Annotated in this window: 29 protein-coding genes; 5 read left to right on the top strand and 24 right to left on the bottom strand. The window is 55.0% G+C overall.

Translation table 11 applies throughout. The features are described from left to right. Nucleotides 1-18: 18 nt before the first annotated feature. The 3 genes from DXY38_RS01520 to DXY38_RS01510 all read right to left on the bottom strand — a co-directional run bounded on the left by DXY38_RS01520 (nucleotide 19) and on the right by DXY38_RS01510 (nucleotide 2,090). Entirely contained in the window at nucleotides 19-417 is a 399-nt protein-coding gene (locus tag DXY38_RS01520) for a hypothetical protein (protein WP_006853058.1), read from the bottom strand. After that, nucleotides 414-1,292 (bottom strand): acetyl-CoA carboxylase, carboxyltransferase subunit beta, encoded by an 879-nt coding sequence (gene accD / locus DXY38_RS01515; RefSeq protein ID WP_006853059.1) that lies wholly within the window; start codon nucleotides 1,290-1,292, stop codon nucleotides 414-416. Before accD ends, DXY38_RS01520 begins: the two co-directional genes overlap by 4 nt. 339 nt (nucleotides 1,293-1,631) lie before the next feature. Continuing rightward, complete coding sequence (locus DXY38_RS01510; protein WP_115070169.1) at nucleotides 1,632-2,090, bottom strand: SET domain-containing protein-lysine N-methyltransferase; 459 nt, start codon at nucleotides 2,088-2,090, stop codon at nucleotides 1,632-1,634. 534 nt (nucleotides 2,091-2,624) lie between these two features. Between DXY38_RS01510 and DXY38_RS01505 the strand changes: the two genes are divergently transcribed. Then, nucleotides 2,625-3,023 carry a hypothetical protein gene (locus DXY38_RS01505; protein WP_115070168.1) on the top strand — a complete coding sequence of 133 codons (399 nt, stop codon included), beginning with the start codon at nucleotides 2,625-2,627 and terminating at the stop codon, nucleotides 3,021-3,023. Nucleotides 3,024-3,138: 115 nt separating this feature from the next. Here DXY38_RS01505 and DXY38_RS01500 read toward each other — a convergent pair whose 3' ends face one another. The 15 genes from DXY38_RS01500 to hisA all read right to left on the bottom strand — a co-directional run bounded on the left by DXY38_RS01500 (nucleotide 3,139) and on the right by hisA (nucleotide 16,088). Beyond that, on the bottom strand, nucleotides 3,139-3,951 hold the full coding sequence (locus DXY38_RS01500; protein ID WP_115070243.1) for an A24 family peptidase: 813 nt from the start codon (nucleotides 3,949-3,951) through the stop codon (nucleotides 3,139-3,141). Between the two features lie 17 nt (nucleotides 3,952-3,968). Continuing rightward, nucleotides 3,969-4,298, bottom strand: a complete 330-nt coding sequence (locus DXY38_RS01495) for a hypothetical protein (protein WP_115070167.1) — start codon at nucleotides 4,296-4,298, stop codon at nucleotides 3,969-3,971. Between the two features lie 51 nt (nucleotides 4,299-4,349). After that, entirely contained in the window at nucleotides 4,350-5,252 is a 903-nt protein-coding gene (locus DXY38_RS01490; protein WP_006853064.1) for a phosphoribulokinase, read from the bottom strand. A 74-nt stretch (nucleotides 5,253-5,326) separates the two neighbouring features. Next, nucleotides 5,327-6,400 carry a 3-isopropylmalate dehydrogenase gene (leuB, locus tag DXY38_RS01485; protein ID WP_115070166.1) on the bottom strand — a complete coding sequence of 358 codons (1,074 nt, stop codon included), beginning with the start codon at nucleotides 6,398-6,400 and terminating at the stop codon, nucleotides 5,327-5,329. A 30-nt stretch (nucleotides 6,401-6,430) separates the two neighbouring features. Beyond that, a complete protein-coding gene (lpxD, locus tag DXY38_RS01480) occupies nucleotides 6,431-7,471 on the bottom strand; it encodes a UDP-3-O-(3-hydroxymyristoyl)glucosamine N-acyltransferase (RefSeq protein WP_115070165.1) in 1,041 nt (346 codons plus the stop codon). 4 nt (nucleotides 7,472-7,475) lie between these two features. Then, a complete protein-coding gene (gene proB / locus DXY38_RS01475; protein WP_006853067.1) occupies nucleotides 7,476-8,591 on the bottom strand; it encodes a glutamate 5-kinase in 1,116 nt (371 codons plus the stop codon). Beyond that, on the bottom strand, nucleotides 8,588-9,097 hold the full coding sequence (locus tag DXY38_RS01470) for a YqeG family HAD IIIA-type phosphatase (RefSeq protein ID WP_115070164.1): 510 nt from the start codon (nucleotides 9,095-9,097) through the stop codon (nucleotides 8,588-8,590). The genes proB and DXY38_RS01470 overlap by 4 nt, the downstream gene beginning before the upstream one ends. Beyond that, nucleotides 9,097-9,642 (bottom strand): DUF3727 domain-containing protein, encoded by a 546-nt coding sequence (locus DXY38_RS01465; RefSeq protein ID WP_006853069.1) that lies wholly within the window; start codon nucleotides 9,640-9,642, stop codon nucleotides 9,097-9,099. The genes DXY38_RS01470 and DXY38_RS01465 overlap by 1 nt, the downstream gene beginning before the upstream one ends. 19 nt (nucleotides 9,643-9,661) lie before the next feature. Beyond that, a complete protein-coding gene (ruvX, locus tag DXY38_RS01460) occupies nucleotides 9,662-10,117 on the bottom strand; it encodes a Holliday junction resolvase RuvX (RefSeq protein ID WP_115070163.1) in 456 nt (151 codons plus the stop codon). 23 nt (nucleotides 10,118-10,140) lie between these two features. Beyond that, entirely contained in the window at nucleotides 10,141-11,205 is a 1,065-nt protein-coding gene (locus DXY38_RS01455) for a hypothetical protein (RefSeq protein WP_244278966.1), read from the bottom strand. Nucleotides 11,206-11,222: 17 nt separating this feature from the next. Beyond that, a complete protein-coding gene (locus DXY38_RS01450) occupies nucleotides 11,223-12,389 on the bottom strand; it encodes a F420-0:Gamma-glutamyl ligase (RefSeq protein ID WP_115070161.1) in 1,167 nt (388 codons plus the stop codon). A 59-nt stretch (nucleotides 12,390-12,448) separates the two neighbouring features. After that, nucleotides 12,449-13,045 (bottom strand): thylakoid membrane photosystem I accumulation factor, encoded by a 597-nt coding sequence (locus DXY38_RS01445; RefSeq protein ID WP_244278965.1) that lies wholly within the window; start codon nucleotides 13,043-13,045, stop codon nucleotides 12,449-12,451. A gap of 14 nt (nucleotides 13,046-13,059) precedes the next feature. Next, nucleotides 13,060-14,709, bottom strand: a complete 1,650-nt coding sequence (locus DXY38_RS01440) for a DUF3685 domain-containing protein (RefSeq protein ID WP_115070241.1) — start codon at nucleotides 14,707-14,709, stop codon at nucleotides 13,060-13,062. 69 nt (nucleotides 14,710-14,778) lie between these two features. Then, nucleotides 14,779-15,210, bottom strand: coding sequence for a Fur family transcriptional regulator (locus tag DXY38_RS01435; protein ID WP_115070160.1), 432 nt, complete (start codon nucleotides 15,208-15,210; stop codon nucleotides 14,779-14,781). Nucleotides 15,211-15,317: 107 nt separating this feature from the next. Further along, nucleotides 15,318-16,088 carry a 1-(5-phosphoribosyl)-5-[(5-phosphoribosylamino)methylideneamino]imidazole-4-carboxamide isomerase gene (hisA, locus tag DXY38_RS01430; protein ID WP_115070240.1) on the bottom strand — a complete coding sequence of 257 codons (771 nt, stop codon included), beginning with the start codon at nucleotides 16,086-16,088 and terminating at the stop codon, nucleotides 15,318-15,320. Between the two features lie 107 nt (nucleotides 16,089-16,195). On the opposite strand from hisA, the gene DXY38_RS01425 reads away from it, so the two are divergent. Then, a complete protein-coding gene (locus DXY38_RS01425) occupies nucleotides 16,196-17,119 on the top strand; it encodes an NAD-dependent epimerase/dehydratase family protein (RefSeq protein ID WP_115070239.1) in 924 nt (307 codons plus the stop codon). Here the strand turns inward: DXY38_RS01425 and DXY38_RS01420 are convergent. Beyond that, nucleotides 17,085-17,633: a CDP-alcohol phosphatidyltransferase family protein gene (locus DXY38_RS01420; protein WP_115070159.1), complete on the bottom strand. Its 549-nt coding sequence runs from the start codon at nucleotides 17,631-17,633 to the stop codon at nucleotides 17,085-17,087. The genes DXY38_RS01425 and DXY38_RS01420 overlap by 35 nt on opposite strands. A gap of 31 nt (nucleotides 17,634-17,664) precedes the next feature. Here DXY38_RS01420 and DXY38_RS01415 point away from each other — a divergent pair, with 31 nt between their 5' ends. Beyond that, nucleotides 17,665-18,135 carry a CBS domain-containing protein gene (locus tag DXY38_RS01415; protein WP_006853079.1) on the top strand — a complete coding sequence of 157 codons (471 nt, stop codon included), beginning with the start codon at nucleotides 17,665-17,667 and terminating at the stop codon, nucleotides 18,133-18,135. Here DXY38_RS01415 and DXY38_RS01410 read toward each other — a convergent pair. Beyond that, nucleotides 18,132-19,319 (bottom strand): hypothetical protein, encoded by a 1,188-nt coding sequence (locus DXY38_RS01410; protein WP_115070158.1) that lies wholly within the window; start codon nucleotides 19,317-19,319, stop codon nucleotides 18,132-18,134. The two genes, DXY38_RS01415 and DXY38_RS01410, sit on opposite strands and share 4 nt — an antisense overlap. 78 nt (nucleotides 19,320-19,397) lie before the next feature. Here DXY38_RS01410 and DXY38_RS01405 point away from each other — a divergent pair, with 78 nt between their 5' ends. Together DXY38_RS01405 and DXY38_RS01400 are read left to right on the top strand one after the other, a co-directional pair. Beyond that, the gene (locus DXY38_RS01405) at nucleotides 19,398-19,871 is read left to right on the top strand and encodes a L,D-transpeptidase (RefSeq protein WP_244278964.1); all 474 of its coding nucleotides are present in this window, start codon (nucleotides 19,398-19,400) and stop codon (nucleotides 19,869-19,871) included. Between the two features lie 15 nt (nucleotides 19,872-19,886). Further along, complete coding sequence (locus tag DXY38_RS01400; protein ID WP_115070157.1) at nucleotides 19,887-20,165, top strand: hypothetical protein; 279 nt, start codon at nucleotides 19,887-19,889, stop codon at nucleotides 20,163-20,165. A 154-nt stretch (nucleotides 20,166-20,319) separates the two neighbouring features. Here the strand turns inward: DXY38_RS01400 and DXY38_RS01395 are convergent, their stop codons facing one another. The 4 genes from DXY38_RS01395 to DXY38_RS01375 all read right to left on the bottom strand — a co-directional run bounded on the left by DXY38_RS01395 (nucleotide 20,320) and on the right by DXY38_RS01375 (nucleotide 22,678). After that, on the bottom strand, nucleotides 20,320-20,670 hold the full coding sequence (locus DXY38_RS01395) for a DUF805 domain-containing protein (RefSeq protein ID WP_115070156.1): 351 nt from the start codon (nucleotides 20,668-20,670) through the stop codon (nucleotides 20,320-20,322). 379 nt (nucleotides 20,671-21,049) lie between these two features. Further along, nucleotides 21,050-21,349: a DUF3104 domain-containing protein gene (locus DXY38_RS01390; protein ID WP_115070237.1), complete on the bottom strand. Its 300-nt coding sequence runs from the start codon at nucleotides 21,347-21,349 to the stop codon at nucleotides 21,050-21,052. Between the two features lie 426 nt (nucleotides 21,350-21,775). Beyond that, nucleotides 21,776-21,883, bottom strand: coding sequence for a DUF4278 domain-containing protein (locus DXY38_RS14150; protein ID WP_071778020.1), 108 nt, complete (start codon nucleotides 21,881-21,883; stop codon nucleotides 21,776-21,778). A 594-nt stretch (nucleotides 21,884-22,477) separates the two neighbouring features. Then, entirely contained in the window at nucleotides 22,478-22,678 is a 201-nt protein-coding gene (locus DXY38_RS01375) for a hypothetical protein (RefSeq protein WP_115070236.1), read from the bottom strand. Between the last annotated feature and the right edge of the window lie 10 nt (nucleotides 22,679-22,688).

Raw genomic sequence — 22,688 nt, 5'->3', positions numbered from 1 at the left:
GGAAAAGCCGCGTGGGGATCAGGAGAGCGCGGAAAGCTCGTCCGATGAGCACACACCGGAAAGAACGCCGTCGATCAAAGGGTCAGAACCAGAAGGTTGCCATTCGGCTTTGAATTGGGGCAATCCATTCTTTTGCTTGTCTCGATATAACTGCTGGCTGCAGTCGATCTCCATCACCACCAGGGTTCCCAAGGCGGGGCGATCATCCTCCTGACGCAAGCTGTAGCGGCTCAGCACTGACACGGTGCCATCCTTCTTCAGCCGCAAACTGCCAGCATCCCACCATTGCTGTCCCTCGCCACTGGAGGGCACTTCTCTCCATTCGACCTGACCTGCGCAAACAGGAGCCGCCCAAAGAATCAGGGCCAAAACAAGAACAACGACGGCCCTAAACCGTGAAGCCAAAACAGGAATCATGAGCTGGGGACCCGAGATTCACAGCCATGCAATCTGAGCAGACTCGCCAGAGTGGAGCGCAATTGCGTTCGCGGAACAATCGAATCCACAAATCCGTGGTCTTGTAGATACTCAGCGGTTTGAAAATTATCCGGCAACTTTTCGCGCAAGGTCTGTTCAATGACGCGCCGCCCAGCAAAGCCAATGAGAGCTTTTGGCTCCGCCAAAATTAAATCACCAAGCATCGCAAAACTGGCTGTAACGCCACCTGTGGTGGGGTGGGTGAGCAGTGGCATGTACAACACACCCGCCTCGCGATGGCGTTCCAACGCACCAGAAATTTTGGCCATCTGCATGAGGCTGAGCATGCCCTCCTGCATCCTCGCTCCACCTGATGCACACACAATCAGAAGCGGCAGCTTTTTGGCGGTTGCTTCTTCCACCAAGCGAGTGATCTTTTCACCAACCACCGACCCCATCGAACCGCCCATAAAACGGAAATCCATCACGGCAAGGGCCATCGGAATCCCCTCAACCTCACAAAGCCCAGTGACAACACCGTCTCGAAGCCCTGTGCTGGCCTGGGTTTCGCGAAGTCGATCCGCATAGGCCCTGCGGTCTTTAAAACCCAATGGATCCGTGGGTTGCAGCTCTTGATCCATCGCCACGAAGCTGTTGGGATCCACCAGCACCGCAATGCGCTCGGTGCTATCGATGCGATGGTGATAGCCACAGTTGCTGCAAACACTGGCGTTGCTCAGCAGATCCTTGCGGTACACCACCTGACCGCACTCTGGGCACTTGCTCCAAAGGCCATCCCCTTCATCCGGTTCTTGATTCACCTTGCCGACGTACTGACCCTTACGGCGATCAGCGAACCAGTCGAAGAGGCTCATGACTTTTGACTCCGCAGTAGTGGCAAGCAATCCCAGCTGCCGCAGTGGATTTCAGCCGATACATGCACCAGTATCTTTTGAAAAGCACGGACCAAATGACCAGGCAAGAGGGGAAAGGTTTTCTATTGATTTCGCGATCCTAGATCGAGGATCCTTCGGCACAGAAAGACCGTCTTCTTGAGGCTTAGGTCAGCCCTTCCTTGGCTCACCCCTCTTGACGGCCTTGCAGAACGAGCAGTGATCGCCCACGAGCCGTGAACCGAGCCTTGAACCAAGCCGTGAATCAAGGGGTCAACCTATCGGCGAAAGTGACCCTAAAAGCCAAGGATCGTAAAGGCTCTATTGCTCAATCATGGCCAAGAGATAAGGGGCTACAAAACCTTGGTATTCAAGCCGTTTTTCGCTTGATAACCCCTTCCAACCATTCACATGGACTCTACAAGTGACTTCTCCACATAAACAAGGGTCAGGAAAGTAATCGATTGAATAATTCCTCATTGCATAATCAAAGGTAATTTCTTCGCCCTTCTCGATAACCCTAAACGCAATAAAGTCATGCGCTCCAGATGCATTCAGCGAGATACCACAGGAAGGATTGCATGAGTGATTGACTTTGCTGATCAAGCCCGCATGCTGAACATGCTGAGAAGCCGACACCTGAGAAGCATGCGAGTGATTTGCGGATAAGACTTTTTCAATCACCCCAATCATCACAGTTTCACCAACCTGGAAAGACTTGGTTGCAAATATCCCATCACCTCTCAACGGAGTGACTTTGATTTCATATCCAACGGACAAAATAGGACCTTAAAGACGTCTTCATTCTCATCACTTTTTACATTACTGCAATAAGCAATAGTACCCATTAATGGATCAATTTTTTCAATAAATATTTTTATCTTAGCATGAATTTTCCACGCTCTACGAAAAACAAATTTTCAAGCAAAATCAAGCTTTGATAACGGCTTTTGATTGTTCTTATTCCAACGCAAGTAGCGCGAGAGAACACGATTTCAACTAGTGTTATTATCACCAAAATTCACTCCAACTCTTCAAACATTTTTGAGTCGCTCTTTACGGCGACCTTCTCCCCGAGCAAACGACAACACTCTTAGGCTTTTTACGATCAATTGGCAAAAGCACTATGCATAAGGCCTTGAATTTCATGGCTAAAGCGTAGAGTTTCAACACCTTTCTGCTCCAAGCCTCAGCCAAGCAGGACAACCTTTCAAGCAGAACATCTCATCCCCAACGGAATTCCTTTGAGCGAATAAGCTGCCACAAAAAAATCTATTTTTGTATACATAAACACAAGCAATTGGATGTGAACTTATGCCCATTGAAACGATCGACAATGTGATTCACTCCCTGATGTCAGCAGGTGGCGAAAAAATCGATTGGGTCAAAGGAGAGTCTCGTTCCTGCCCTGATGGGAGTTGGAGCATCTCAGAGGGCACCAACTGCAGTCATCTCGGCCATCTGGACAACACGATTACCAAACGACTGTCCCGGCTTGACATCACGGTCAATCGGGAGATCAACTTACAGGTGATCTTTGACCCTGAAAGCCGTAGAAATGAAGCTTTAGAGATTTACGAGTCAACCAGCGCAAGAACACTGTTGACCCTGATGTTTTGGCCTGGACTGGAATCTGCCAGGAAATTGGCCATCGCCTCCATCGATCAATGGCACAGAGCGATAGAAGATGGCTGGTATGAGGGGCCTGAGTAGTCACATCCTTGCCATCAACACCGCTTGATCAACATCGAGGGAATTCTCTCTCTTCATTTGGTGAGCAAGAAAAAGCTTACTTTCTGCTGAAGGACAAGTGCTAATAGCTGTTGATTTAAATGCCCCCAAACAAGCCGAACCATTGCTGACCCCACCACTCAGCACCTCCGATCCAGGTCAGCCAGATTCCAAGGGCAATAAAGGGGCCAAAGGGGAATGGCTGTCTCGGCCCTAACCGTCCAGACAGACGTCCAATCGTGCCAAACAAGGCACCGCTAAAAACGGCGATTGCCAAAGAAACCAAGACACCGCCCAAGCCGAGCCAAGCGCCTGCGACAGCTGCCAATTTGGCATCACCAAGTCCGAGCGCAGGTTGTCCCAGCATGCGCTCAGCAAGAGCACTTAATCCTTCCAGCACCAGCAATCCTGCGGAAGCCGCCAACAGATGATTGAGGAGCACGGCACTCGCTTCCGGCCCTGGAATGACCAGATACAGAGCACCCGTGAAGGCAAGGCCGAGCAACACCCCGATTCTGCAAAGAGGTTCGGGCAGCCAGAGATGATCAATATCAATCAACACCAGGGGCAAAAGCACGCTGATCAGAACAATCCCCGCCAACACATTGAGCAAAGCCAGGCCTAATTGATCAGACGCGGCAAGCAATCCATGGCCCCACAACGCGCTCAACCAAAGAAGGGCACTGATGAGTTCCACCAATGGATAACGGCCCGAGATGCCCTGATGGCAATCGCGACAATGGCCCCGAAGCCACACCCAGCCCAGCACCGGCACATTGTCGTGCCAGCGCACCGCCTGACCACACTTCGGACAGTGACTACCAGGCCAAACCACTGATTCTTGGCGCGGCAACCGCCAGGCCACCACATTGGCGAAGCTCCCCACACAGGCCCCACCCACCACAAGCATCAGGCTGAGCAAACCGGTCAAAGCCCTGACCCTCTTGGTCGATCTCGCCAGCCACGCTGGCGACGCAGCCGACGGCCGATGAGATCGATGCTGATGAAATGTTCTTGTAGCAACAGAGTGGGGCTTTCGAACACAACCCTGCCTTCATCTAAGCGCTCATTCACAACAACACCCATCGGTTCAAGTTGCTGCCCAGAGTCACTTAAAAAGCGGAAGTAGATCCGTCGTGCCAAGGCAATCAGACGACGACTATCCACTCTGTCCCAGCGTGGTGATGGAGTTGTTGATCCACCGGCACCTGCAATTTCAAAGGAGGGAGAGGACAAAAAAAAGACCCACCTGATCATTCAGATGAGTCCACGATAGATGTGATTGCTCAAGATGTTCGGCAGAAACAATCAGGAGACCTTGCTTTGCTCTTCAATCATGCGGTGAATGATGGGAGTCAAGATGAGTTCCATCGCGAAGCCCATCTTCCCTCCATTCACAACAATGCTAGTGGGACTGCTCATGAAGGAGTCATGAATCATGCTCAGCAGATAGCTGAAGTCAATTCCCCACTTCTCACGAGCTCCCTTGCGGAAGTGAATGATCACGAAGCTTTCATCTGGCGTCGGGATGTTGCGACAGATGAATGGGTTGGAGGTGTCCACCGTGGGCACCCGCTGGAAGTTGATATCCGTGCGGCTGAACTGGGGACAAATGTGATTGATGTAATCCGGCATGCGGCGCAGGATCGTGTCCACGATCGCTTCGGCTGAATAGCCGCGCTCAGCGTTATCACGGTGAATCTTTTGGATCCACTCAAGGTTGGTGATCGGAACAACACCCACCAGCAGATCGGCGAGGGAAGCCACGTCGTAGCCGTCTCCGACAACGCCGCCGTGGAGGCCTTCGTAGAACAACACGTCCGTCCCACCAGGGATGGATTCCCAGGGGGTGAACTGACCTGGATCCAAGTTCACGCCGAGGCGAGCGTTGTGCTCAGCAGCCTCTTCTGGACTGTGGAGGTAATAACGCTTCTGACCTCCACCCGTTTCGCCATAGACGCGGAAGAGCTCTTCGAGTTTGTCGAAGAGGTTGGCTTCGGGTCCGAAGTGGGAGAAATTCTCACCCTTCGCAAGCGATTCAGACATGGCGGTCTTCATCGCCATCCGCTCGAAGCGGTGGTAGCTGTCGCCCTCCACCACTGCAGGAGTGATGTTCTCCCGAGCGAAGATGTGCTCAAAAGCCCTCTTAACAGTGCTGGTGCCTGCACCTGAGGAACCCGTGACAGCCACGACGGGGTGACGCTTCGACATCGACGGAGGAAGATCTGGCCAAATGAGTTTGGCAGGTCAAAGGGCAAATTCCACATTTTTCCTGCCAGGTCGCATCAGAGTGTCTTGAGAAGTTCCTCCCCCATCGCCTGACAGCCCAGGGCAGTACAGCCTTCAGACATCAAATCTCCAGTGCGGAATCCGGCTGCTAAAACACGGTCAACAGCTTGTTCGAGATCGTCCGCTGCTGCGTTTTGTTTGAGACCGGTCCGCAACATCATGGCTGCGGAGAGCACCATGGCCATCGGATTGGCCTTGTCTTGACCAGCGAGATCAGGGGCTGAGCCATGAACGGGTTCATACAAACCAGGCCCTTCACTTCCCAGAGAGGCGGAAGGGAGCATGCCGATCGAGCCGGTGAGCATGGCAGAAATATCGCTGAGAATGTCTCCGAAAAGATTGCCAGTGAGCACCACGTCGAACTGACGAGGGTCTCTCACCAGTTGCATCGCCGCATTGTCCACATACAAGTGACTGACATCCACTGCGGGGTAATCGCCTTTCATGCCCTCCACGCGATCACGCCACAGTTGGCTGACATCGAGCACATTGGCCTTGTCCACTGAGCAGAGCTGCCCACGTCGCTCACAGGCCAGCTTGAACGCCACCCTGGAGATTCTGTCGATCTCAGAATCCGAGTAGGTCATGGTGTTGAACGCACGCTCTTCACCGTCGGCCTGCACACGACCTTTCGGTTGACCGAAATAAATGCCTCCGGTGAGTTCCCTCACCACCATCAGATCCACCCCTTCCACAACTTCGGGTCGCAGGCTGCTGGCACCAATCAGGGCAGGGACAATTTTGACTGGACGGAGATTCGCAAACAGCTCCATGCCAGAGCGCAGGGCCAGCAATCCACTCTCGGGCCGTTGTGCCCGAGGCAAGGCATCAAATCGAGGGCTCCCGATCGCTGCCAGCAAAACGGCATCGGCAGCCTTACACGCCTCAAGGGTGCTCGCTGGTAGGGGTTCACCGGTGGCATCGATGGCAGAGCCACCGATCGGCGCTTCACTGAATTCGAGCGTGAAACCATGCTTGCGCGACACGGCTTCCAGGAGCTGCCTCGCCACAGCCGTGATCTCTGGTCCAATGCCGTCACCCGGAAGCAAAACAACGCGATGCAGTGGCATTGGAACTCAGAGGGGGGAGAACAAGAGAGGTTACTGAGCGGCTTTCTTAAGTTCCCGGATCTGCTTCGCCATCTCAGGCAATTTGCTAAACGCGGCCGAACAACGCAGCCAGAGCCTGTTGGGAATCGCCGGATAGCCACTCACCACCTCGCCGGGCTCCACCTCTCCATGGATCCCGCTCTTGGAACTGGCGATCGCACGATCGCCAATGATCGCTCGGTTGGCCACACCAACCTGTCCAGCCAAAATCACCCCATGGCCAAGGCGAGCGCCGCCCGCAATGCCCACCTGCGAGGCCAGAGCACAGCCCCGTCCGGTGACTACGCCATGGCCGATTTGCACGAGATTATCGATCTTGGTTCCCGCCCCAATCCGGGTTTCACCCACGGAGGGACGATCAATCGTGCTGCCGCACCCCACCTCAACACCCTCCTCCAGAACAACGAGACCCGTTTGAGGCATTTTTCGCCACCCCTTGGCGGTCGGAACAAAACCAAACCCCTCGGAGCCCACTACCGCGTTGGAGTGGACCACACAATGGTCGGCTAATCGCACGCCTGGGTGCAGCACCGCATTGGCATGCAGTTCGCAGAATTGACCGACCCTCACATCCCCGTAAATCACCACACCGGCATGAAGGGTGCTGTTGGCACTGATGCGTGTGTCGTCACCGATGCAAACGTGAGGGCCAATCGAGACCCCAGCATCGATCTGAACCCTGTCACCGATCACCGCCGAAGAATGGATGGTGGCTTCTGGTCTGGGGCGAGGATGCAAGCGCTCGAGGGCTTCAGCAAAGGCCAAACGGGGATCAGCCATCACAGCCCAAGCCAGCCCGCGCTGCTCAGCCATCGCCTTGAGGTCGTCCTGATTGGGAATCAAAACGGCACCAACATGGCTGGTTTCCAGGCTCTGAATCAGAGCGTTGCCCTTTTCAAGAAAGCTGAGTTGATCGGCTTCGGCTCTCTCCAAAGAGGCCGCTCCTCGGAGCTCAGGATCGCTGCCGAGCTGATGCTCCAGCAGACCTGCCTCTCCGTCCTGAAGGACGGCGATTAACTGGCTGAAACGCATCGATTCAGGGGTCTGATGGGCGGATCGTAGGCGTGCTGAGGACAAGCACGTCTCGATGAACCACAACAGGCGAGCTGCCTTGCCGATCGGGTCGCGCTGGCTCTTTGACAAGACGTCGAAGGGACTCACTGCTGAGGGAGCTCAAGCCACGGGCTACTTCAAGGCCCTCCTGATCGACGATCCTCACGGGTTGATTGGCCGTGAAGTCTCCGGTTAGGTCCGTAATTCCCACCAACAGCAAGGAGGCACCTCTGTCGCACAACGCTTGGCAGGCACCGTGATCGATTTGCAGGCTTCCTTGGGGTTGCAACGCATGGGCCAGCCAGCTTTTTCGATGACCAAGGGGCTGGGGGTGGGGATGAAAAACCGTTCCTCCGCGCCCCCCAGCCAACATGGTTTCCAGCATTTGCTGATCGCGACCATCCGCCAAATGCACGGTGATTCCGCTCGCGGTGGCAATCCGAGCGGCCGCGAGTTTGGTGGTCATCCCCCCCGTTCCCCAACGACCTCCGTCTCCTGCACCTTGTTCAAGGGCCTGCAGGTCTGCTGGGTGATGAACGTCCGAAATCGGACGAGCCGAGGCGTCACTGCGCGGATCAGCGGAGTACAAGCGATCGATATCGGTCAACAGAATCAGATCATCCGCATCAATCGCTGCTGCGACGAGGGCTGAGAGCGTGTCGTTATCGCCAAAACGCAGCTCTGCCGAAGACACCGTGTCGTTTTCGTTAATGACCGGCAAAACCCTCCATTCGAGCAACTGATGCAGGGTTGCGGAAGCGTTTTGATAACTCCGACTGTCGGCCAAGTCAGATCGGGTGAGCAAAACCTGCGCGACGGGAATGCCATGAACGGCCATCGCTTCTTCGTACAGAGCCATCAGATGGCCTTGACCGATCGCCGCAGCCGCTTGAAGACCGCTCAACGTTGAAGGCCTGGCCTTCAGGCCCAGGCGCTGACAGCCGAGTCCAACAGCACCACTTGTGACCAAGACGACTCGGTCACCGCGCTGGAGACATTGGGCGAGATTCAGACACAAGGCTGAGATGGCATCAGCCGTGCTGCGATGGTCCGTGCTGCGCAGCAAACTCGTTCCAACTTTCACCACCCGCAGGCTCATGCGTGGCCTGCTCCAAGCCATCGGGCGAGTTGCCTCTCCAACACTTGAACGCGATCGTGACGACAAGGGGTTCCGTCTTCACGCAGAGGTCTGACCAAAACCGTATACAAACCAAGCCGGTTTCCAGCCAGAACATCGGTGAACAAACGATCGCCAACCATGGCGATCTGCTCCGGCTTGAGATCCAATGTTTGGATGACGCGTCGGATCGCTCCTCGACGCGGTTTGGCAGCTGAGCTGGTGAATTCAATCCCAAGCTGCTCAGCCACAGCCCCGATTCTCTGTCGGGAGGGATTGTTGCTAATCAAATGAAGGTGCGTATGGCGTTGAGCTGATTGAGCCCAGTGAAGAACGGAGGGAGGCAAGGCCACATCGCGCCCTGGAAGGAGCGTGCGATCAACATCAAGCAACAAAGTTTTGATGCCTCTGCCAAGCAAGGGTTCCAAAGGAAGATGGGCCAGGGTTAAGCCTGGATCCCAGTCAGGTCGCAGCCATTCACGACGCATCACTCGGATAGCTCACGCTCATCAAGCTCAGCCTCGATGCGAGGTTGAATTTGGTCGAACTCATCCCCTTCCACCAACACCGCAGCGCCATCATCCATGCGGGCGACAACAAAGAATGGATCTAAGGGGATGTAAAGCCCATATTCCAAGTCATCGGCCAAAAAGCTCACCAGCAATTCATAGGTCTCCGATTCATCGTCACCCGCCTCATCCTCATCGAGATCTTCAGGATCGGGCTCATCCAGCTCACCATTCACCGTGAGGGTGACCGCGGAGCGCACAAGGGTGAGGTCATGCTCTTGGAGCACCACATCAGCCACCGAAAGAATCGGTTCATTGCTGGTGATGCTGTCGATCAGCTCAGGCTCATCACCGTCCTTCAACCGGAACAAGCACACCGGTGTGTCGACAGGGGTGAGTAACGCGTAGTCCTGACCATCGAGGGGAATGAGCTGCTCAAGAAAACAAAGAAGATCACGCCCTTCACTGTCTTTTACCAGCAGAGTTGGTACGTCTCCGCTGTTGTTCGGGCCGCTAGAACTCATTGCTCAAGAATCATTACCTTCAGGATCCTTCATTGCCGTCCGTCTTGCTAGCAGACGGGGTCGCCATGTCGACCGGTTCGGGCTCTGGCCCATCAGAGAGCCATTGCTCAAGAAGCAGTGCAGCGGCTGCACTGTCGAGTCGGCCGCTGCGATCGCCTTGCAAGCCATGTCGGTCGGCCGCGGCCCAACTACTGCTGTGTTCATTCACGAGCGCCAGAGGCAGCTTTAAAGCCATGGCCAAGCGCTGTCCGTAGCGCTGGCAATGGCCTGCTTGCTCTGTGAATTGGCCCTCTGCATCCAGGGGTAGACCGACAACCAAGCCCTGCACTCGACGGGTCAGACAGACCTGTTCCAAATGCTCCAGGTCAAGCTTAAACGTCCTGCGGAACAACGCAGGGAGGGGACGCACCGTGATGCCAAGGGCATCACACCCTGCCAAGCCAATGCGCTTGCGGCCCACATCCAGGCTCAACATCGATCGGGGTGATGGGCTCAAGATCAGCGCTCGCGACCCAGTGTTGGCGTCGGCAACGGCGGCTGCTGGGGCTGGAGACGTCCCAGCATCGATTCCAGGGGACGGATGCCACTGAGCTCTCGGCTACCAAGCTTGCGCCAGAGGCTTCGACCCAGGACGAGCTGGGTTTGCTGCGACTGGAATCCACAACGCTGAACGATGACCTGGAGGCGTTCATCATCCTCATCCACCAGGAGTTCAGGAGCGGGTTGAAGCCGGGCCAAGCGCTCCAAAGCAGGAGGCAAGGCATCCATGAGCCGGTCATCCCAGGCCACACCACGCAACAGTTCAAGCCTTGGCCTGGAAAAGCCAGAGGGTCTTGCCACAAGTCCTGCAAGCACTTGATTTTGATCAGAATCGATTCGTTCCAAAAGGCCGCAACCCTTCGAACGTTGATCCACAAGGTCTTGCCATTGGCGATCAAGAATTTGCCGATGATGCGTCGAACAACAGGCTTGCTCGAGAGCAAACAATTGTCTTGCGGTGCTGTTGTCGAGAGCGCTCCAACGACACTGACTCGGTAACTCAGAGGCGGGTGGCCCCGAAACGGACGGCGGATCAACCCGCCAAACCCCAAATCGTCTCAGCGGTTGAAATCCCAGTTCACGGGCAAGGTCAAGCTGGTCTTGATCGTTGCTATCGCATCGGATCAACCAACTCTGTGAACGGGCGACCCCATCGCTCAGGGCTTCATGGAGCAACTGCCGGACCACAGAAATTCTGCTGGTACCCGTTGGCTCTTGCCGTTCCTCGAGCTCCAGCTGCCAACAACTCTTGCGGCGGTTGAGCGACCGCAAAATCACAAGAGACAGCAAACGATCCGCTTTTGTGGCGTCCTGCTCCAAGGCGACGAGCACCCTCAGCTTGCGGAGAAGCCAGGTCTGGAGCATCAAGGCCTGCGGTTGATCGGCCCACTGATTCGATGTGCTGACCTGAGCAGACGTCAACAGCAATCGCATGTGGGCTGCGTTGAGAGCTTCCACCCGTGGAGAGCTGCCGGATGCTTGATCCACATCGCGTCCGCTGTAGACCATAAATGTATCGCTCACCTCGGGCCGCCGAGGATTTAGGCCGGTCGAACCAAGACAAGAGGCGTCCGCTCGTTGGCATTGCCAGCAGGGTTTGGCTTCAGGGCTCGGTGGAGCAACGCTTCATCGCAGCCACGGCTGGAGGCCAGCACTTTGACCCGACCGAGATCGTTGACATCAACAATCGCCACCGACACGCCAAGCGTCTCTGCGGCGAGATTGCAAAGCTCTGCAGGTGAGTCCGGACCAAGAACAATGGTTTGGTCATAGGGAGGCGTGGTGCCAGTGATGTCGTCAATCAGTCGTGCTTGGTCACCTGCAAGGCGATAGAACCAACCCTTCAGACCCACGAGTTTTAAAACGAACCCCACACTCCAAGCCACCAGAACCCGTGTTGGTCCCACCTGATCGATCAAGGTTTGAATGCCGCAGGCTGTTGCCAAGCTGCTCGTGGGATGGAACACACGACAGAGCAAGCGGGCGATCCAACTCGGCTGAACCGTGGAGGGGTGAGCGTATCGACCCTGAATCACCGCAACGGGTGTTTCCCCAATCGTGAGCACATCTCCAGGCTGAATCAAACCACCTGCGTAGTGCTTGAGCACATCAACCGTTTCATCTAAGGGACCGAGCAAGTGCGTTTTGATCGGCAAAACCGCGCATCCATCCCCCTGACGGAATGCAGCATCAGCCCCCTGAAGGGGTTCTGGTTGATGGGTTGGAACCACCATGCCTTGACGGCGATGCAAACGGCCAAAGGGCCCGTAATTCACCCAATGCACATCAACCCAAACGCTGTCGACCCGATCGTTGATGGCAACCTCTTGATCGGCACTGAAGGTGAGTTGCACCTTCACCCGGGTGCTCTTACGACCTTTCACGATGTAAGCAGCCCAATACCCATCCGGGCGGGCGTCCTCATCAGGGTGATGCGGAGTGATTTTGGTTTGAACGTTGACGGAACTCAGGTCGTTGTTCCCGAGCAATGTTGGTTCCACGGCCAGCTCTGGCACCATCACTTCCATGCGCTGATGGGGGTTGGTAATCGTCAACCAACCTTCAAGAACGAGGCTCTTGGACGTGTGCTGCACCTGCCAATCGTGGGCCCGTAATTGAAGGGGTGACGACGGCCTGAGCCGATGCCGCGCCTCAATCCAAAGCACACCGATGCCGAGCAGGAGCAAGATCAGCAGCAGCGTGCACATAGGAAAACGGTCAGCCGACCGGAAACAATCAAGCAGCGTAAAGGGTTCCGGTGGATTGATCAGCGCGACAGCACTTCTGTATTGAGCTCGTTGAAACTGATGGTGGTGCTGCCCTCGGCAGGGGCCTCAATTCCTGTGGCTGCACTGATGGCAGCGTTGATGGCTTCCAGAGGAACCTGTCCGTCCTCATCGAGCAGGACCTTGCCCTTGCCATCGATCACCACAACCTGCGGGATCGTGCCATGCCAGTAGGTCGCAGGATCGGATCGGTCTTGGCTGGCATCCCCTTGAAAGGCATCGGTGGTGAAGGGAAGCAAGTCCACCTCACGCCCCCACAAACGCTGAAGTTCAGACACCACAGGCGCAAAAATCTTGCTGGTGCTGCTGTCATCCAAGTAAAAAACGATCACGCTGGTGCGTTCTTTCTCTAAGGCGTCCTTCAGGGTTGTCGCGGGAGGAACAAGCGATCCATTGCCTGCATACAGCGCAAAAATATTGCCGTCGTAACTGTCGGTGTCCCTCGCCGCCTCAGCTGGGTTCGCCATCAGCAGCAAGCACAATCCTGCAGCGACGAGAGAACGCAGGACCGAGCGCAAGATGCTGAGCAGAGGCATGGTGCTGAGCAAAGGCATGGCGCCGAACACTGGATGCAGCATTCTGACCGCTGGGATCAGCCTCGGTTGAAGCTGCGGCCCATCCCTTGAGCGATGCCTCGACCAACCAGTCCAATGGCTCGACCGATCACTTGGGTCAGGACCACCGCCAGCAGATTCCCCACCTTGCGCACGAGTAGTTGAACCTGAGGAGCCAGGGCATCTCGCGCTTCCAATAGCAGCGCAACCTGTTGTTGCCACCAGCCAAGACGACGCAACTCGTCGTCTCTGGGTTCCGTTAACAGGAGCGGTGCAATCGTTCCATCGTTGAGTTGATACAGAAGCCGCTGGCTTTCGTAGAGGCGAATCGGACGTTGAATCCAGGTTTGCCAACGGGACTGGGTATTGAGTTGGTTGCGTAGACGTTCCAACTCACGGGTGGAGATCAAGCGTTGATCGAGCAGGTAGCGCCTCAACTCAGGCCAGTCTCCGCAGACGCCAAGAAGCTCAGAACCAATCAGTTCCGCCGTGCGTACCAACCAATTGCTCACCAACGTTTCGAGCTGCAGCAAGGCGCGGGGATCATCGGCAGGCAACAGTTGCCCATCCACCAGAACGGGCTGGTCGTCGAGAAAAGGGGCCAACATTCGCTTCGGATTGGGCAGTTCCTCGTCGGTGTCTTCGAGCTCTGTGTTGAGAAGCAGGTGATCGGCCACACCGCTTAATTCCTCGCCCATGGGAAGGCGTACGTAATGACCCGCCATCGTGCAAAGAGCCTGCTGGCGCAATTCAGGTTGAAGAGCCTGCCAGTGCTCCGAGAGCGCGCGATCCGATCGTTTTTCAACGGAGGCTTGCTGATCAGAGCGCAACCGATCCAGCACCTCATTGAGCTGTCGCAAAAGGGCCAGCAAGAGCTCGCGTCGTCGTTCAGGTTGGAGACCTTCAATCGCCAGCATCTGCCCCGTGGCGTTGCTTAAACCTCCAATCACCGCTGCTTCTAGACGTTGATGAATCGCATCCCAGACGGCAGCACCATTCCTCTCCTTCAACTGAATCGAGGTTCCTGAAGGTTCGTGGAAAGGAGACGATTGTTGGAGAGGAACAGCACCGTCAAGACCTAATTGCAAGGGACCCCAAATCCAGAGCAACAGCTGACGGGCACTGCGCAGTTCACGACAGCGACCCTCCAGCATGAATCGCAACAGCGGATTCTCTGGAGGGGGATTCAACAGGACCTCGATCATGCGCAGGTCGTGATTGATTTGCTGCAGCCCAGTCATCAACAACCAAGGACCCAGCCCTGGTGACGGGAACGGTGCAAACGTCTCAGAGCTTCGTTCCCAGGAACTGTGCGCTGTCAGTTCGACCACCCTGCCCCCAGACAGCAAGGTTTCAATGCCCTGCTGCAATTGCGCGAGATCAGGATCTTGAAGCAATCCTGCGCAGTCCAGCGACAAAAGCTCCGTGGGATCGCAGGGAAGCTTCGCGGGAAGCAACAGCAGGAGAGGAGTTGATCCCCAACGACTTTGAAGCTTCAAGACCTCAAGCTGAAGAAGGGCCGGCGAGGCAATCGATTCAATGGACCAGATCACCAGATCAGGTTGGCCATCCAGCTGATCCGTTGAAACAGAAATGACGAGCTCTTTGTTGCCAGCCAGCCCGGACAAAAGAGATTCAGCAAGCAGATTCCTTGCGATAAGCAAAATCTTGTTTGGAATCCCGTTCACCGCTGTAATCCGTCCCGCACAAATGATCGCAAGGAAATGGTGAAGGAGCAAATGCTCCTGCAGGCGGGATCAATCGCCATCTAACGCTCTTGGACGTCCGCTGAGTTGCAGCGTGTAAGTCTCAATTGTGTAGCCAGTGCGGTCCTCGATTTCCCGCACGAGTTCATCAGGCAATTGCACATCGAGGTCTTCGATTCGTCCGCTCTCAAGGCAGGTGAGATGACTGTGTGGGTCGCTTCGATAGCCATAGAGGCGACCACTGGCCCGATCCAGACATTCGATCACGCCAGCTCTCTGAAGAGCTTCGAGATTTTGATACACCGATGTATGTCCAATCCTTCGTCCCTGGTCATTCAATTTCTCAAAAATATCCCTCGCGCTCAAGTGACTGGCTTCAGTCCAAAGCAGATCGAGAACCATTCGCCTCTGCTGACTGAGGCGCATCCCAAGCTTTCGGCACAACTCAAAAGTGGCTTGCAGTCCACTGGAAGCAGCAGACATTTCCGAACTTTGATGCGTGCTATCGACCGCCACTAATGCAATTTTATTGATCGCATCTTAAAACCCTATTCAAGACTTCGTCGCGAGCTTCGAATCAAGCATTCGAATCAAGCAATTGTGCGGCTCTGCCCAAGAAGAGGGTCTTGAAGACGGCCAGCCGCGATGGCCTGGATGGCTTCATGCAAGTCGACGCGACCGTCATAAAGCGCTCGACCCACGATTACACCCTCCACGCCCAATGGTTCCAGGGCTAGGAGTGACAGGAGATCTGCCATGCAGCCCACCCCTCCAGAGGCAATCACTGGAACCGCACTCGCTTGAGCCATGGCGCGCAATGCGTCGAGATTCGGCCCAGCCAACGTGCCATCTGTCGCGATATCGGTGCTGATGATGGCCGCGATACCAGCCGCACTTAAACGTTTGGCCAGAGCTGTCGCTTCGACGTTGCTCTCCTCCACCCATCCTCGCGTGGCCACAAAACCGTTGCGTGCATCAATGCCCACCACAATTTTGTGAGGGTGACGGCTGGCAAGCTCCACCACCAACTCGGGCTTCTCAATCGCGACGGTGCCGAGAATGACCCGATCGAGTCCACAGCTGAGCAGCTCTTCAGCCCTCTCCAACGAGCGCACTCCGCCACCCAGTTGCACGGGAATCGCTAATTCTTTGGCAATCAAGCGCACCGCTTGATCATTGATGGGCTCACCACTTCGCGCACCATCGAGATCCACCAGGTGGAGGCGGGTTGCTCCCTGTTTCACCCATTGTTGAGCCTGGGCCAAAGGGTCATCACTAAAGCGAGTGACCTGGTCGTAGTCCCCCTGATGCAGACGAACACAGCTGCCCTGCAAGAGGTCAATGGCGGGGATGATCTCCATGACGCCGGTGGCACGTTTCGCTCTCCCCATCCTGCAGGCCAGAGGGGCATGGTTCATGACTGCTGTTGAAGGGCCGCGCTTCAATGGCTGGGTTGAGCGGCTTGCTGATGAAAATTCTCGTAATGGGTGGCACCCGCTTTGTCGGGAAGCCATTGGTGGCAAGGCTTCAGGAGCAGGGGCATGCACTCACCCTGTTCACACGAGGTCGACTTCCCGCACCCGAAGGTGTGGAGTCCGTTCGGGGAGATCGCAGCATTGATGCTGATCTCGACCAACTCAAGGGACGGACCTTTGAGGTGGTCATCGACAGCTCGGGGCGCAGTTTGGACGACAGTCGTCGCGTTTTGGCCGTGACGGGCGCCCCAGCACACCGCTTTCTGTACGTGAGTTCCGCCGGGGTCTACGCCGCGTCGACGCAGTGGCCATTGGATGAAACAGCTGCCATCGATCCCGCCAGTCGCCATTCCGGCAAAGCTGACACCGAACAATGGCTGCAAGAGCAAGGGATTCCCTTCACCAGCTTCCGTCCCACTTACATCGTGGGGCCTGGAAATTACAACCCGGTGGAGCGTTGGTTCTTTGACCGCATCGTCAATGATCGACCGATTCCTCTTCCAGGATCAGGCGAAACCATCACCCAGATCGGCCATGCCGAAGACCTAGCTGAGGCCATGGCTCGCTCGCTTGAAGTGGATGCCGCTAGCAATCGGATCTACAACTGCAGCGCCAGCCGGGGCATCACCTTCCGGGGCTTGATCGAAGCGGCAGCCGTGGCCTGTGGCCGCGACCCCAAAGGACTGGATCTACGCCCCTTTGACCCCAGCGGACTCGACCCCAAAGCCCGCAAAGCGTTTCCTCTAAGGCTCAGTCACTTTTTAACCGACACCACCCGCGTCAGGCGTGAACTGGCCTGGGAACCACGCTTTGATGCCTTTGCCTCGCTCGCTGACAGCTACCAACGGGAGTACAAGGATCAGCCCACGTCCGATCCCGACTTCAGCGCTGACCAGGCTCTGATCGGTGAGGCTTGAGATACCCCCAGGCTGACCACAGAGCCAACAGCAACGAGGGCCAAAACAAACCCACACCAACCAGTTTTAAACCCTGAACCATGGCTGGATCCCCCCAAAAGGGGGGCCAAAGCATGAGCGCAAGGCTGAGGAATTGAAGGATTGTTTTGGCTTTCCCTGCCGTGGATGCGGGGGCCCCATCACGGCTGTCACCCCGCCACCCCGAGATCAGCAATTCACGGGCCAGCAAAAGCCAGACCGCCCAAACAGGAAGGATTCCCTCTGACGCCAACCAGATCAGAGGGGCACTGATCAACAACTTGTCAGCGAGAGGGTCCAAGCGAGCTCCCCAGGTGCTGCCTCCATCGGCTCGTCTTGCCAACCAGCCATCCGCTGCATCACTCCAACCTCCAATCAGCAATAACCACCAGGCCAAAGCGTCGTAATCCGTCGCTAGGGCGAGAAGCAGCGGGAGTCCCATCAGGGCTCGAACCAAGGTGAGTCGATCAGCCCAGAGGCGCCAGGGAGAGATCAAGGCTCAGAATGCATTGAGATGCGTGGATTCCATGGTGCTTCAGCAGACGGTTAAGGAGGTGATGTCATCGCCCGTATTGACTGTGACACCAGAAACGGCATTAAAAGATGCCGTGAGTCTGCTGAGCGATCACCACATCAGTGGCCTGCCAGTGGTGGATCAGAGCGGAGTCTTAATTGGGGAGCTCACCGAGCAAGACCTGATGGTGCGCGAAAGCGGAGTTGATGCCGGCCCCTACGTGATGCTGTTGGACAGCGTGATCTATCTGAAGAATCCACTCAATTGGGATAAGCAGGTTCATCAAGTGCTGGGCACCACGGTGAGCGATCTGATGGGACGTGATCTTCACAGTTGCGCAGAGAGTCTTCCTCTGCCCAAAGCAGCATCCCTGCTGCATGAACGCAGCACCCAGCGCCTGATTGTGGTGGACGACAACAAACGCCCCGTGGGTGTTTTGACACGGGGGGACATCGTCCGAGCATTGGCCTCAGGGCAGCCTTAACGAGACGCGAGTGGCGTGATTCGAATCGCCACTGGCTTGATGAAACGGAACTCCACAAAATCGCCGAGCGCTAGCTCGTCAAACACCGTTCCAGGCATTCGCTTACTGACGTCGAGATTGTGAACCTTCCCGAATGGCCCGCGGAGACTCAAGGTGCGATCGGTCCGCGAAATCCTCACCACTTCAGCGCTGCCCGTGGCCATCGCCACGCGCGTGCCCTTCGGAACGGGACCAAAGTCTCCAGCGATCTCCACATCCTGGCGCTCAAAACTCAGGGCTTTGCTGGTGGAAGGGCGTAGATCCACCACTAAGCCATCGAGAAGATCCAGGGAAATGTTGCTTCCAGGACGCAACCTCAACGTGTTGAGATCCACGGCTGAGGTCACAAGAATGTTGTGCCCTTCGGGGCCTTCAATTTCCAGCACCTGCTGGTCTGGAAGAAGGCGGGTCACGGTGGCGTGTAGGTGAGTGATTTCAAACGACTCAAGAAGTTCCGCCTTCAGAGTGGTTCCAGACCGAAGCAAATCGGCGGCCAAGGGGGGAGTGAAAACAGAAGGGCCGCGCACAGGAGTAGGGAGTTTGCGAACGTCTACGGCGACGGGCTGAACCAGGCGGAAATCAACGAACTCGCCAACCTTCAAATCCTCAAGCGGATCATTCTCTGGCGTCACTAGGACGTCGAGATTGTTGATGCCGCCAAATGGACCCATCAGGCTCAGACTTCCATCTTGACGATCAAGCTTGACCACCCTTCCCGTTCCTGAGGCAAGCGCAACACGCATTCCTTTTTTCAACTTCCCCATATCGGTGGGAAGGATGATGTCTTCACGACTAAAGCTCAGCTCTTGATCTTGACTCGGCTCAAGGTCCACTAACAAACCATCGAGAACGGAGAGGCTCACCTCATCCCCAGGTTGTAAGCCGAGGGGCGCTAAATCCAGGCCAACCGTGTAGATCTCGGTGTGCCCCTCAGGATCCACAATTTCGATCACCTTCTCTTTGGACAGAGCTTCACTCACGGTGCCTGTGAGCTCCGTCACCTCAAAACCAGCCAGTTGCTTTTCAGTGAACCCAGCAAGAGCACGCTGAGGGGGAGTCAGCAAAGCTGACGCCAGCAAAGAACAGATCAGCAGCACTCGGCCATGGAGTTGGTGACGGGACTTCTGGCGCGATGGGCGGATCATTGGTTGAACATCTGTCGTGCAGAGACGGTAGCTCCCTATTTTGATGAGTCAAAATACGCACAGTTTTACGAGCGCCGCATGTCAAGTTCTTGGGTGCGCCGAATGGCGCTTTGCATCGGTCTCACTGTTGTCGCTTCAGCGACACAGCTTCCAGCACGCGCTGAGAAGACGATTGAGATCAGCTTGAAGGATCGTTACTTGAAGCTGCTGGATTCCGGGGTTGTGGTGGCTCGCTATCCCGTTGCGATTGGTGCGCCGGAATCACCGACGCCAGCAGGGAGCTACGAGATCACCCGCATGGAAGATGCGCCGATCTATCACAAGAAAGGGAAAGTGATCGCTCCAGGTCCAAAGAATCCTGTTGGGGTCCGTTACATGGCTTACTTCCAGCTTGGGACTGGTGAATACGCCATTCATGGAACAGCCTGGCCCAACTGGGTCAATCTCAGAGCGGCTGTCAGCCTTGGCTGCATTCGCATGCTCAACAAAGATGTGATCAACCTGTTCAATCAAGTCGACGTCGGGACGCCCGTCGTTGTGACATCCAAATAACCACTTCATCAAGCCATGCGTTTAAATCCACTTCTTCTGGTTGCGATTTCAGCTTGCATCGCCGCCCCACTTTCAGCTCAAGGCTCATCGAGCCAAGAGATGCCGGAGCAGAAGTTTTTAGATCAAGTTGAAGCTCCTGGCCATGTGCTGATTACAGCCCGTGGTGCTGATGCGGTGAACGCTGAAGCCCGCCGTAAAGGCCTGAAATTTCCTGCCGTGGGCTATTGGTCTCCAGACAATGTGTGTTTCAGCAATCCCCCCAAAGGTGATTGCAATGGATTGTTCACTCGATAATCAGCTAGCTGCAGCACATCCACCTTGTCTGCCTATGCAGCGGTGCATTCCGAGGTTGACCGCCTGATAACAAGGGACAAAGCTTGTATCCAACAAGCGTTAGAACAGAACGAGTCGGTCGCTTCCAAGCGTTGAGCACCAGGCTATCTAGTGATTAAACGATGGGCTGAACTTCCTTTTCATAACGGCCGCTGGGTTGGCACAGCAAATAAATAAGGCAGAAAATACCAATGAATGGGACAAAGCTAATCAATAGCCACTTCCAGTCTTTTCCTATGTCGCGAAGCCGACGAACAGTAATCGAGATAGTAGGAAATATTTGTGCGAGCGTATAGACAAATACTGGACCTGTACCAATTGCAGGAACAAAAGCCAAAAGAAAAGGCAAGAAAAATTGAATCAAGTACGCTAAGAGACAGAACCACCAATACTCGGCTCTTGTTGCTCTGCCGCCGTAGTTAAATGACCTCCTCCAAGCAGTGGTGAATGCTTCAATTGGTTCCATTATTCGACGCTTTTTATTTGTTCTCTGTTCTACAGGTCATCAGATTGATCGTAAACCAAAGGTTCACTTTTCCAAAGAGGCTTTTTTATTTCACGAGCAGCCCATCAAGTGGTCAGCAAATACTGCCACCGCTCAGAAGCAGACATTAAAAAAGGTCCCCTTGCACGAGGACCTTTTTCTTTGCGGATCCCGTTCAAAGGTCGCTGCCAGGAACCTAATACGCATGTAACGGAATGCAAAGCGATCTGACTAGGGTGGCGAGACTCAGGATCAGAAGATGAACCGCAATCCCAACATCGCCTTCTTTGGCGGCACGGTGATCATCGCGATCATGGTGATGGCAGCCTTCGCAAACCTGGCAGCAAACGCCTAAGCGACCTCAAGCCTTGAGCGCAAGTCCATCGGGTGGGCGGACAACGTGTGTCACCTCATCAGCGTTGACCCAGGTGATCAACCCGTCATCGACGTTCGACACCTGAAACAGTGTGTTGACCCTTGGATCACGGGCACCTCCTTCACAGAAGACAACCTGCCCCATGCACCAATCGTCATTCATTTGGCATGCGACCTGCTGCTCTGCTTCGACGATCACGAAGTCACCAGGCTTGAGGCTCAGCAATGTTGGTGGACGTGTCCCAACGAGCGGGCTGACAGCTGGGGAGAGATGATCAACGCTCACCAATATGCCTGATCTGCTGAGCAAGTTCTAAACAATGTCTAATTCCAGCTTTGCCACTCTTTAATCTCCAAAAAAAAGACTTCGCCATCACAAGCAGAGTCTTTTTTGACATTCTTTTTACAAAGCTCGGAAGTGATTATCTCCCACAATATAACTTCCTTTAGCCTCCATCTTGCCGCCGCTGAAAACGCCTTCACCTCCGAGCGGTCCCAGGAACACTCCTTCACCACCCAATGGCTTAAGGATAACGTCCTTTAAAGATGGGGGCACTTTGCATTCAACGTCGCCTTTAATATCATCTCTCAAATGCTTGGAGTAGATGATGACCAGCCTCAAGCCGATCTGTGATCTTGCTCACAGATCGGCTTGAGGCAATAAAAAACCCCCACCGATTCGGTGAAGGAAACTTGAAGTGAACTGACTCAATCACTTGGCGTAAACAACGCCCCTGTAAGTAAGACGGATCTTATTAGAAGCGATGCTCGATGCACTCTTAGCAGGTGCATACTGCTTGCCACGATAGGTCAAAGTCATGAGAGGTTCCTCAGAAAGACAGGCCCCCGTTCCTTGGCCTGGATTGTCTGCGCCTCGCAGATGGGGATACGAGGTGAACGTTAGGAGTAGATGAGCTACCACTCTTTTATACCGATCAAGTCAACACAAATCTCGTTCAGCATGATACAAAGAAGGCGATTTTATGTGCCTTATGAATACAAAACAAAACTGAAAGCTACACAGCCATTGTTCAATTCACTACAGAGTTTTCGTTCAAGCCATGATTTTTTGCTTACAAGATACAAAACAAACAAAGGCCTCCACCCACAAGGGGGGAGGCTTAAGGCTCGCACCCAAACGCCAGCCCGGACTCATCGGGTTTTCTAACGCTTGGTTTAAGTCAAATCACTCAACTTGATTGTCGTCTCAAGGAAGGCAACGAGAATTCAGTAATCGAGAGCGAGCTGAGCAATGGCTTTGATTTGCTGCATCCATTGCGGACATTTCCATTCGGGGCTGAGGCATGCCTGCCCTGAATGCGGCATCAAGCCTCAAGAAAGATCAGGTCAAACAATCGCCGATCAAGCAATGGCCGATCAAGGCATGGCAGATCAAGGCATGGCAGCAGCGCCCTCAGAGCAAGGAGGGGGCGGTCTTGGTCAATCCAACGAGATTGTCCAGATCCACTGATCGAAGAACGGCCTTCTCAGCCTGGGGGGAGAGGGCCGCATGCACGGCACCACCAGAGGCTTTCTCATAGCTGCACACGTCAAACGCAGCTGGGTCTGATTCCACAGTGACGCGGGAGCCATCGCGGAAGAGGAATTGAGGCATTGATCTGATG

It is taken from the genome of Synechococcus sp. UW179B (assembly GCF_900474245.1).
Taxonomy (GTDB): Bacteria; Cyanobacteriota; Cyanobacteriia; order PCC-6307; family Cyanobiaceae; genus Synechococcus_C.
This window is presented reverse-complemented; position numbering and strand designations above follow the sequence as displayed.